An 11,928-nucleotide genomic window follows, 5' to 3' on the forward strand; every position below is an offset into this window, starting at 1 on the left:
TGATGATAATAATCATTGTCGGTGGTTAAGTGGAGGTTTACTCATGTTTAAAGATTTTTTTAATCGTAGTAGTAAAAAGAAAAAGTATGTAACTGTATCGGATTCGAAACAGAGTGATGTACCAGCAGGTATCATGACGAAGTGTCCAAAATGTAAAAAGATAATGTATACAAAAGAATTATCCGAGAATTTAAATGTATGTTTCAATTGTGACCATCATATCGCACTTACTGCTTATAAAAGAATCGAAGCTATTTCAGATGAAAATACATTTGAGGAATTTGACAAAGGTATGACTTCTGCAAATCCATTAGATTTTCCTAGTTATGAAGAAAAAGTGCAAAAAGATCAGCAAAAAACTGAACTTAACGAAGCAGTTGTTACTGGTACCGCTAAGTTAGAAGGTATAGAATTTGGCGTAGCAGTTATGGATGCTAGATTTAGAATGGGTAGTATGGGTGCAGTTGTTGGTGAAAAAATTTGCCGTATTATAGAATATTGTACTGAGCATCGTTTACCTTTTATTCTATTTTCTGCTAGTGGTGGTGCTAGAATGCAAGAAGGTATTATCTCATTAATGCAAATGGGTAAGACAAGTGTGTCATTAAAAAAACATGCTAATGCAGGTTTATTATATATTTCATATTTAACTAATCCAACTACTGGTGGCGTATCTGCAAGTTTTGCTTCAGTTGGAGATATAAATATTAGTGAACCAAAAGCTTTAATTGGTTTTGCTGGTAGACGTGTCATTGAACAAACAATTAATGAAAAATTACCGGATGATTTCCAAACTGCAGAATTTCTATTAGAACATGGTCAATTAGATAAAGTCGTTCATAGAAAAGAAATGAAAGAAACTTTAGCTAATATTTTAAAAATGCACCAAGAGGTGAAAAACAATGCTTGATTTTGAGAAGCCACTTTATGAAATTAAAAATAAAATAGAATCGTTAAAAGAATCTCAAGAAAAAAATGATGTAGACTTACAAGAAGAAATTGATATGTTAGAGGCATCATTAGATAGAGAAACGCATAAAGTTTATACTAATTTAAAACCTTGGGACCGTGTGCAATTGGCTAGGTTACAAGAAAGACCGACGTCATTAGATTACATCCCATTAATTTTTGACTCATTCATTGAATTACATGGTGATCGTAATTTTAGAGATGATCCTGCTATGATTGGAGGCATTGGCTATTTAAATGGTCAAGCCGTGACTGTAGTCGGACAACAAAGAGGTAAAGATACTAAAGATAATATTTATCGTAACTTTGGTATGGCACATCCAGAAGGCTATAGAAAAGCGTTGCGTCTAATGAAACAGGCGGAGAAATTTAATAGACCTATTTTTACATTTATAGATACTAAAGGTGCATATCCAGGTAAAGCAGCCGAAGAACGTGGCCAAAGTGAATCTATTGCTAGAAACTTAGTTGAAATGGCGTCATTAACAGTACCAGTTATTTCGATTGTTATTGGTGAAGGTGGAAGTGGTGGCGCACTTGGATTAGGTATTACTAACAAAATTCTAATGCTTGAAAATAGTACTTATTCGGTTATATCTCCGGAAGGTGCCTCAGCGTTACTGTGGAAAGATAGTAATTTAGCTAAAATAGCCGCAGAAACTATGAAAATAACGGCTAAAGATTTACAAGAACTAAATGTTGCTGATGATGTTGTTGAAGAACCACTTGGTGGTGCACATCATGATGTTGAATTACAGGCGCAAAATATTAAAGCAAAATTCGAACAATATTTAACTGAATTGAATAAGATGAACGGTGAAGAACTTGTTGAAGACCGTTATGAAAAATTCAGAAATATTGGATCATTTCATGAATAAATTAAAGTGAACCTCTCTAAAATTAGAGGGGTTTTTTTGAGGTTTACTTTATAAATATATTTTTTAATTAGCTGAATAAAATGATAAATAATTAAAACGCTTTCCTATTAAATTTTATAAAAATATTGATAATTAAAACGTTTACATGAATTAATAAACCTTATATTTATGGCACCATATGTGAATTTATGGTATTTTTAAAGTAAGAAATACAAGGCAGAAAGGTATGTCGTCATGAAAAAAATTGCGGTTTTAACTAGTGGTGGAGACTCACCTGGAATGAATGCGGCAGTAAGAGCTGTTGTTCGTAAAGCGATATATAATAATATTGAAGTTTACGGCGTGTATCAAGGATATCAAGGGTTATTAAACGATGATATTAAGAAACTAGAACTAGGTTCAGTTGGTGATACGATTCAACGTGGTGGTACATTTTTATACTCTGCAAGATGTCCAGAATTTAAAGAAGCAGATGTACGTAAAAAAGGCATTGAAAATTTACGTAAAAGAGGCATTGAGGGTCTAGTAGTTATTGGTGGAGATGGAAGCTACAGAGGTGCTCAACGTATTAGTGAAGAATGCTCTGAAATTCAAACTATCGGTGTACCAGGTACAATAGATAATGACATCAATGGTACTGATTTTACAATTGGCTTTGATACAGCATTAAATACTATAATTGAATCAGTAGATAAAATTAGAGACACAGCTTCTAGTCACGCTAGAACATTTATTATCGAAGTTATGGGTCGTGACTGTGGTGACCTAGCTTTATGGGCTGGTATGTCAGTCGGTGCTGAAACCATCATTATTCCAGAAGTTAAAACTGAAATAAAAGAAGTAGCAGAACGTATTGACCATGGTATCAGGCGTGGTAAAAAACATTCTATCGTTATGGTTGCTGAAGGCGTAATGTCAGGTGAATCATGTGCCCAAGAATTAGCGAAGTACATCAATGTTGATGCACGCGTTTCAGTATTGGGGCACATTCAACGTGGAGGTAGCCCAACAGGCGCTGATAGAGTTTTAGCATCGCGTTTAGGAGGTTATGCTGTTGAATTATTGATGAATGGAGAAACAGCAAGAGGTGTAGGCATCAAGAACAACGATTTAACGAGCACATCATTTGATGATATTTTTATAGCAGAAGCGCATAAATTTGATCACAATATTTACAATTTAACTAAAGAACTATCTATTTAATTACTCGGGAGGCATTTACAATGAGAAAAACAAAAATTGTATGTACGATTGGACCAGCATCAGAATCTGAAGAAATGTTAGAAAAATTAATGAAAGCTGGTATGAACGTTGCCAGATTGAACTTTTCACACGGTGACTTTGATGAACATCAAGCACGTATTGACACTATCAGAGAAGTTTCTGCACGTTTAGGTAAAACTGTAGCTATTTTACTTGATACTAAAGGCCCAGAAATCCGTACTCATAACATGAAAGACGGTGCTATTGAATTAGAAAAAGGAACAGAAGTTATCGTTAGTATGACTGAAGTTGAAGGTACTCCAGAAAAATTCTCTGTAACTTACGACAACTTAATTAATGACGTTGACGAAGGTTCTTATATCTTATTAGATGATGGATTAATTGAACTACAAGTTAAACAAATTGATAAAGAAAAAGGCGAAGTGCTTTGTGATGTATTAAATACTGGGGAACTTAAAAATAAAAAAGGTGTTAACTTACCTGGTGTAAAAGTTAACTTACCTGGTATCACTGATAAAGATGCTGAAGATATTAAATTTGGTATTAGACAAGGTGTAGACTTTATCGCAGCAAGCTTCGTACGTCGTCCAAGTGACGTGTTAGACATTCGCAAATTATTAGAAGAACACAAAAACGATACAATTAGCATTATTCCTAAAATTGAAAACCAAGAAGGTATCGACAACATTGAAGAAATTTTAGAAGTATCTGATGGTTTAATGGTAGCTCGTGGTGACATGGGTGTTGAAATTCCACCAGAATCAGTACCAATGGTACAAAAAGATTTAATTAGAAAATGTAACAAACTAGGTAAACCAGTTATTACTGCAACTCAAATGTTAGATTCTATGCAACGTAATCCACGTGCAACTCGTGCAGAAGCAAGTGACGTTGCTAACGCAATTTATGACGGTACAGATGCAGTTATGTTATCAGGTGAAACTGCAGCCGGATCATATCCAGAAGAAGCTGTTAAAACAATGAGAAATATTGCTGTTTCAGCTGAAGCTGCACAAGATTATAAACAATTATTATCTGACCGTACAAAATTAGTTGAAACATCATTAGTTAACGCAATCGGTGTATCAGTTGCACATACAGCACTAAACTTAAGCGTAAAAGCTATCGTTGCAGCAACTGAAAGTGGTTCTACTGCACGTACAATTTCAAAATATAGACCAAAATCAGACATTATTGCTGTAACTCCAAGTGCTGAAACTGCACGTCAATGTGCTTTAGTATGGGGCGTTTATCCAGTAGTAAAACAAGGTCGTAAAACTACCGATGCATTGTTAAATAACGCAGTTGCAACAGCAGTTGAAACTGAAAGAGTACAAAATGGTGACTTAATTATTATCACTGCTGGTGTACCTACAGGTGAAAAAGGTACTACTAACATGATGAAATTACATTTAGTAGGCGATGAAATCGCAAGTGGACAAGGCGTTGGTCGTAATTCAGTAGTGGGTAAAACATTAGTAGCTAATAGTGCAAGTGAACTTGAAGGTGTAGACTTATCAGATAAAGTTATCGTTACTACATCAGTAGACGAAACTTTAGTTCCTTATATTGAGCAAGCATTAGGCTTAATTACTGAAGAAAATGGTATTACATCACCAAGTGCAATCGTTGGATTAGAAAAAGGTATTCCAACAATTGTTGGTGTTGAAAATGCTACAACTGAATTACAAAGCGATAACTTAGTCACTGTTGATGCTAACCAAGGTAAAGTATTCGAAGGTTATGCTAACGTACTATAATATATAAGTAAGTTTTACTAATAATTAACGTCAATCTCTATAAAGAATATAGAGATTGACGTTATTTTTGTTAGTAAGCAAGAAGTGACTTAACATTAAGGTGTATGATAAGAAAGAACTAATAGGGATAAGCAATTACATTAGCATAAACCAAAAAGAAAGCAGCAATGCGACCAAAAACATAAAAAAGCAACTCACTTCACTGAGTTCGTCAGTGTGAAATGAGTTGTTTTTAGTTTGAACTATAAATTTACTTTTTAGTATTTCTAATAGCATTTTTGTATCTAAGATACATAAGGCCTAAAATAACAAGCCAGATAGGTGTAATATATACAGCTCTTCGAGTTTCTACGTTAACAAATAATAAGCAGAATACTAAGAAGAAAAATACTAAGATAGCATAGGCCATATATTTGCCACCAAATAATTTATAGTCAGCATTTTTATGGTTTTCTGGATTACGCTTATGATAATTAATATACGCTACTGTAATTAATCCCCATACTACAAGGAATAATACTGTAGATAACGTTGTAACATAAGTGAATACTTGTGTTGCGTTCGGAATAATATAATTTAGTAAAGCAGCGATTAATAATAAAAATGATGACGCAATAATTGCAATATGTGGTACACCATTTTTGTTTTTATTTTTAAACATAGGCGGTGCTTGATCTTGGTTAGATAAACCAAAAAGCATTCTACTATTTGAAAAGATACCGCTGTTACAAGATGATGCTGCGGCAGTTAACACTACAAAGTTAATTAATCCAGCAGCAAAAGGAATACCTATAAGTGCAAATAGTCTAACGAATGGGCTTTCTTCTGGATTTACTTGTGCCCAAGGAACGATAGACATAATAACTGCTAACGATCCGACATAGAAAATAATGATACGAATCGGCACACTGTTGATAGCTCTTGGTATTGTTACTTTAGGATCTTTTGTTTCACCGGCTGTAACACCAATTAATTCGATACCGACGAATGAGAATAATGCCATTTGGAATGACATCATAAAGCCACTTACGCCTTTCGGGAAAATACCATTGTTATATAAATTAGTCAGTGAGGCATGACCAAATTGTGTTTTGTATGCCATGATAATCATGATTGCACCGACAACAATTAAGGCAATAATTGTAACGATTTTAATAATTGCGAACCAAAATTCTAATTCACCAAATAATTTGGCGCTTAATAAATTAAATGACATTAAGATAAGTACACAAAATAGTGCGCTAATCCAATTGGGTATTTGTGGAAACCAAAAACTTATGTATTTGGCAACGGCTGTAACTTCTGCCATACCAGTTATAATCCAGCATAACCAATAAGTCCACCCCGTAACAAAACCTGCAAAAGGTCCTATATATTCATTAGTTACATCTGCGAAAGATTTAAATCCTGTATTGGAAACCAGAATTTCCCCTAAACCTCGCATAAACATAAATAACATAAAACCAATAATGATATAGGTAAGTAAAATGGAAGGACCTGTTAATGCAATCGTTTGTCCTGCTCCCAAGAATAATCCAGTACCAATTGCTCCCCCTATAGCAATTAGTTGAACATGTCGATTACTAAGTTCTCTGTCTAATACTTGTTTTTTCATGTGCATTTCTCCTTTGTTTATCTAGTATCAATTATGCAATTCAATTAAGGATTTTACAACTATTTTTAAAATTTAATATGTAATTTTACAGGTTATAATTCATATTTAGTTATCATATACGATAATTAAATTAAATTCTTAGATAAATTGAAGTAATAGCTTATAAATATTAGAATATAGATATAACAAACAATATATTTGTGAATTATTTAAAGTAGCGATTAGGTTTAATAAATTTCTTATGAGGTTAATAAGAATTATGGCTTTATATATTCACAAATCATCTTTGATTGGATATAATAGTTTTTGTAAGCCATTTCATAACGAAATAGAAAAGGGGAATTAAATATGGCAAACGTACAAAAAGGCTTAGAAGGGGTTCTAGCTGCCGAAACTAAAGTTAGTTCAATCATCGACAGTCAATTAACATATGCGGGCTATGACATAGATGATTTAGCGAATAATGCTGAATTCGAAGAAATAATCTTTTTATTATGGCATTATCGATTACCAAACGCTGAAGAACTTAAAACTTTAAAAGAAAAACTATTAAGTTATATGGAGTTAAATCCTAGAGTGTATAGTCACTTTAAGGAATATGCTACAGATAATGTGCATCCTATGACTGCTTTAAGAACTTCAGTATCTTACATTGCTCACTTTGATCCTAAAGCTGAAGCAGAAGACGATACAGAAACATTAGAGCGAGGTATTCGCATTCAAGCGAAAATCGCTTCATTAGTAACTGCTTTTGCTCGTGTGAGAGAAGGTAAAGATCCAGTTAAACCAAATAAAGACTTAAACTATGCAGGAAACTTCTTGTATATGTTAAGAGGAGAATTACCTACTGACATCGAAGTTGAAGCATTTAACAAAGCGTTAGTATTACATGCTGACCACGAATTTAATGCATCAACATTTACAGCAAGATGTGCTGTATCATCATTATCTGATATGTATTCAGGTATTGTAGCTGCTGTTGGTTCATTAAAAGGACCTTTACACGGCGGGGCAAATGAACGTGTAATGAGCATGTTAGCTGAAGTTAAATCAGAAGATGAAGTTGATGAATATATCGACAACAAAATCAAAAACAAAGAAAAAATCATGGGCTTCGGACACCGTGTTTATAAAGACGGTGACCCAAGAGCGAAGTTCTTAAAAGAAATGAGCAGAAAAATTACAAATGAAACTGGTCAAAGTCAGTTATTTGATATTTCTGTGAAAATTGCAGACAAAATGAAAAAAGAAAAAGGTTTAATTGCAAATGTAGACTTTTTCAGTGCTACTGTATATCACAGTCTTAACATTGAACATGACTTATTCACACCAATTTTTGCTGTAAGTAGAACTTCAGGTTGGATTGCACACATTCTTGAACAATATGAAGATAATAGAATTATGCGTCCAAGAGCTCATTATGTAGGTGAAGTTAACAGAACTTATGTACCAATTGAAGAAAGATAATAAATAATAATTATTATAGACTAAAATATTCGGAGGTTTTTTGAAATGGCAGGAAACAAAATTGTAAAAAACAACGACGGTTTATCAGTACCAAATGAACCAACAATTCCATATATTATTGGTGACGGCATTGGTCCAGACATCTGGAAAGCAGCAAGCAGAGTTATCGATGCTGCCGTAGAAAAAGCTTATAATGGCGAAAAGAAAATTGACTGGAAAGAAGTATTAGCTGGTCAAAAAGCTTACGATGAAACAGGCGAATGGTTACCTAAAGAAACATTAGAAGCAATCGAAGAATATTTAATTGCTATTAAAGGACCTTTAACTACACCAATCGGTGGCGGTATTCGTTCGTTAAACGTAGCTTTACGTCAAGAATTAGACTTATTCACTTGTTTAAGACCAGTTCGTTGGTTCAAAGGTGTACCTTCACCTGTTAAAAGACCAGAAGAAACTGACATGGTTATTTTCCGTGAAAACACAGAAGATATTTATGCTGGTATTGAATTTAAAGAAGGTACTTCAGAAGTTAAAAAAGTTGTTGATTTCTTACAAAACGAAATGGGCGCTAAAAACATTCGCTTCCCAGAAACTTCAGGTATCGGTATTAAACCAGTATCTAAAGAAGGTACTGAACGTTTAGTACGTGCAGCTATCCAATATGCATTAGATAATAACCGTAAATCTGTTACATTAGTACACAAAGGTAACATCATGAAATTTACTGAAGGTGCTTTCAAACAATGGGGTTATGACGTTGCTCATAATGAATTTGCTGACAAAGTATTCACTTGGCAACAATATGACCAAATCGTTGAAGAACAAGGTAAGGACGAAGCTAACGCTGCTCAAGATAAAGCTGAACAAGAAGGCAAAATTATCATCAAAGATTCAATTGCTGATATCTTCTTACAACAAATTCTTACACGTCCAGCAGATCATGATGTAGTTGCTACAATGAACTTGAATGGTGACTATGTATCAGATGCATTAGCAGCACAAGTTGGCGGTATTGGTATCGCTCCAGGAGCTAATATTAACTATGAAAGCGGGCATGCAATTTTCGAAGCTACTCATGGTACTGCTCCTAAATATGCTGACCAAAACAAAGTAAACCCATCTTCTGAAATCTTAAGTGCCGTATTAATGTTAGAACACTTAGGATGGCAAGAAGCTGCAGATAAAATTACTGATTCAATTGAAAAAACAATTGCGTCTAAAGTTGTTACTTATGACTTTGCACGTTTAATGGACGGTGCAGAAGAAGTTTCAACTTCACAATTCGCAGACGAGTTAATTAAAAACTTAAGCTAATAACTGTTTAAGTTAAATAAAAGACTAGTTATAGTTTGTTTTGTGATGAGCACTCCTTGATTATTCAGGGAGTGCTTCTTTTATATTTCAAATTTTTGTAAGAGCAAAATTAAGTAAATGTTAAGATTATGTAAATCAATGTCAATTGTGTTATTTTTATGACTATTTAGGTTATAATTACGATGTAAATATATTAATGGAGGTACGTTATGTCTCAAACAGTACTTGTAGTTGATGACGAACAATCAATTGTAACGTTGCTTAAATATAATTTAGAACAAGCTGGTTACAATATAGAAGTAGCCTATGATGGTGAAGAAGCATTAGCAAAAGTTAATGCAGTAAAACCTGAAGTAGTTGTATTAGATGTTATGTTACCTAAAAAAGATGGTATTGAAGTGTGTAAGCAAATTCGCGCAGATAAAAATTTAGTGCCAATCTTGATGTTGACTGCGAAGGATGATGAGTTTGATCGCGTATTAGGTCTAGAATTAGGCGCAGATGATTATATGACGAAACCATTTTCGCCTAGAGAAGTTGTAGCACGTGTCAAAGCAATCTTGAGACGCTCTGCGATGATAACGGAGTTGAGTGAAAATACTGATAGCTCTGAGGATATTCATATTGGTTCTATTAAAATAAGACCTGACTTTTTTGAAGTTTACCGTAATGGAGAGTTGTTAGAATTAACGCCTAAAGAGTTTGAATTATTATTATATTTAATTGACAGACAAGGTAGAGTAATTACACGCGAACATATGTTAAATTCAGTGTGGAACTATGAATTTGCTGGTGACTCTCGAATTGTTGATGTACATATTAGTCATTTAAGAGATAAATTAGAAGACAATCCTAAACAGCCAAAACTAATTAAAACTGTTCGTGGATTAGGTTACAAATTAGAGAGACCAAAGGTTTAATGTTGAAATTTCATCAACGGTTATTAATTATTTTATGTACAATAACAATCGTAAGTTTTCTTGCCTTAGGATTTATTGTTACACATGTGATTTATACTACAGTAACACAAAATCAACAACAAATTCTTGACCATAAAGCGACGCATTTTGTAAATTTGTTAAATCAAAACAAACAAAATGAGCTAGCTAAGTTAATTAAAAATGAACAATTATCGATTCAGATTAAACAAAAAGGCAAAAAAACATATTCGCGTACTACGAAGGTCCCAATAAATGCTTCTATTTCAAAAATGACTGCTGACACATCTTTGCGCTATGATAAATTTAAAAAGCAACATCGTTACACGTATGAAACTACTAGTAATAACCACACAGTAATCATTAGTGGTGTAAACAATCACTTACATAATTTGCAAATGAAGATATGGTATTACTTGTTATTAACAGGCATTGTCGTATTACTAGTCATGTTTTTAGTAGTTAGAATGATTAACCGTACATATATTATGCCAATAAAAGAAGTGACATACGCAACGCAATTATTAGCGGAAGGGTATTACCACGTAAGGGTTCCGGAAAGTAACGTGAAAGAAACAAAAGAACTATTTGTTACTACTAATGAATTAGCAAGAAGATTGCAACGTTTAAATAACCAGCAAAAGTTACAATCTAATCGCTTAAAAACAACTTTGGAAAATATACCAAGTTCGATTTTAATGATTGATAAATATGGTGAAATTGTTATAGCTAATAGAACTTATTATGAAGTATTCACGCCTGATATTGTGGTTGAACATCATAGTTATACAGAAATATTAGACGATGACGTTCAAGCATTAATTACGGACGCTTTTAAAATGGAAAAAGCACTTTATCATCAGTTGAAATTAAAAGTGAGTCAAGTGCATGAAAAATATTTTGATACGGCATGTGTTCCAATTTTATCTAAATCTAAAAAGAATTTATACGGCATGGTTATCGTTTTACACGACATAACAAATCTCAAAAAATTAGAAAATTTAAGAAGAGAGTTTGTTGCTAATGTGTCGCATGAACTGAAAACACCCATAACATCTATCAAAGGTTTTGCGGAAACTTTAATAGATGGAGCCAAAGACGATCCACAGTCATTAAATGCGTTTTTAGATATTATACTGAAAGAATCTGAACGTATAGAGACACTTGTTTTCGATTTGTTAGATTTATCCCATGTAGAACAGCAAAGTGAAATTGAAACTACACGACTTAACTTTGCCGATGTTGTACAAAGTAATATTGATAGTCTACAAACCATTGCAGAGAGGAAAGCAATAACAATAAATACAAGCCTTGATGCAAATGTTTTTATTGAAGCAAATCAAGATAAAATTTCACAAGTAGTTATTAATTTAGTTTCTAACGCAATTAATTATTCGCCAGAAAATAGCGAAATTATTGTTAAAGTATTTGAAGATAAACAAAAATCAGTATTGATTGTAAAAGATTTTGGTATTGGTATAAAAGAAGAAGACCAGCAACATATCTTTGAGCGATTTTATAGAGTTGATAAAGCTAGAAGTAGAGATTCTGGTGGCACTGGTTTAGGTTTATCAATCGCTAAACATATAGTAGAAGCACATAAAGGGCGTATCAGTGTTTCGTCTAAACCAAACGAAGGTTCAACATTCAAAGTTATTTTTTGATGATACTTTATAACAAAGTTCCTACAATTTATAGTAATTGTAGGAACTTTTTTGCTTATTAAATTTAGCGTAAAAAGTACGGTATAATGATAGATTATG

9 protein-coding genes are annotated in these 11,928 nt (G+C 33.2%); 8 read left to right on the top strand and 1 reads right to left on the bottom strand.

Annotated features, from left to right (window positions below; all coding sequences use genetic code 11):
* Window positions 1-43 precede the first annotated feature (43 nt).
* The 4 genes from accD to pyk all read left to right on the top strand — a co-directional run bounded on the left by accD (window position 44) and on the right by pyk (window position 4,831).
* Window positions 44-910 (top strand): acetyl-CoA carboxylase, carboxyltransferase subunit beta, encoded by an 867-nt coding sequence (gene accD, locus C7J89_RS07430; protein WP_103294677.1) that lies wholly within the window; start codon window positions 44-46, stop codon window positions 908-910.
* Window positions 903-1,847 (top strand): acetyl-CoA carboxylase carboxyltransferase subunit alpha, encoded by a 945-nt coding sequence (locus C7J89_RS07435; RefSeq protein WP_061854454.1) that lies wholly within the window; start codon window positions 903-905, stop codon window positions 1,845-1,847. Before accD ends, C7J89_RS07435 begins: the two co-directional genes overlap by 8 nt.
* Window positions 1,848-2,081: 234 nt before the next feature.
* Window positions 2,082-3,050, top strand: a complete 969-nt coding sequence (pfkA, locus tag C7J89_RS07440; RefSeq protein ID WP_061854455.1) for a 6-phosphofructokinase — start codon at window positions 2,082-2,084, stop codon at window positions 3,048-3,050.
* Between the two features lie 20 nt (window positions 3,051-3,070).
* Window positions 3,071-4,831 carry a pyruvate kinase gene (gene pyk, locus C7J89_RS07445; protein WP_103294678.1) on the top strand — a complete coding sequence of 587 codons (1,761 nt, stop codon included), beginning with the start codon at window positions 3,071-3,073 and terminating at the stop codon, window positions 4,829-4,831.
* Window positions 4,832-5,081: 250 nt separating this feature from the next.
* Here pyk and C7J89_RS07450 read toward each other — a convergent pair whose 3' ends face one another.
* Window positions 5,082-6,446 carry an amino acid permease gene (locus C7J89_RS07450; RefSeq protein ID WP_061854457.1) on the bottom strand — a complete coding sequence of 455 codons (1,365 nt, stop codon included), beginning with the start codon at window positions 6,444-6,446 and terminating at the stop codon, window positions 5,082-5,084.
* Between the two features lie 348 nt (window positions 6,447-6,794).
* Here C7J89_RS07450 and C7J89_RS07455 point away from each other — a divergent pair, with 348 nt between their 5' ends.
* The 4 genes from C7J89_RS07455 (at window position 6,795) to pnpS (ending at window position 11,829) form a co-directional block, all read left to right on the top strand.
* The gene (locus C7J89_RS07455) at window positions 6,795-7,913 is read left to right on the top strand and encodes a citrate synthase (protein WP_061854458.1); all 1,119 of its coding nucleotides are present in this window, start codon (window positions 6,795-6,797) and stop codon (window positions 7,911-7,913) included.
* A 45-nt stretch (window positions 7,914-7,958) separates the two neighbouring features.
* Window positions 7,959-9,227, top strand: a complete 1,269-nt coding sequence (icd, locus tag C7J89_RS07460; RefSeq protein ID WP_061854459.1) for an NADP-dependent isocitrate dehydrogenase — start codon at window positions 7,959-7,961, stop codon at window positions 9,225-9,227.
* A gap of 209 nt (window positions 9,228-9,436) precedes the next feature.
* A complete protein-coding gene (locus C7J89_RS07465; RefSeq protein WP_061854460.1) occupies window positions 9,437-10,147 on the top strand; it encodes a response regulator transcription factor in 711 nt (236 codons plus the stop codon).
* Entirely contained in the window at window positions 10,147-11,829 is a 1,683-nt protein-coding gene (pnpS, locus tag C7J89_RS07470) for a two-component system histidine kinase PnpS (protein ID WP_103294679.1), read from the top strand. Before C7J89_RS07465 ends, pnpS begins: the two co-directional genes overlap by 1 nt.
* Window positions 11,830-11,928: the final 99 nt, after the last annotated feature.

Source organism: Staphylococcus kloosii (genome assembly GCF_003019255.1).
Classification (GTDB): domain Bacteria; phylum Bacillota; class Bacilli; order Staphylococcales; family Staphylococcaceae; genus Staphylococcus; species Staphylococcus kloosii.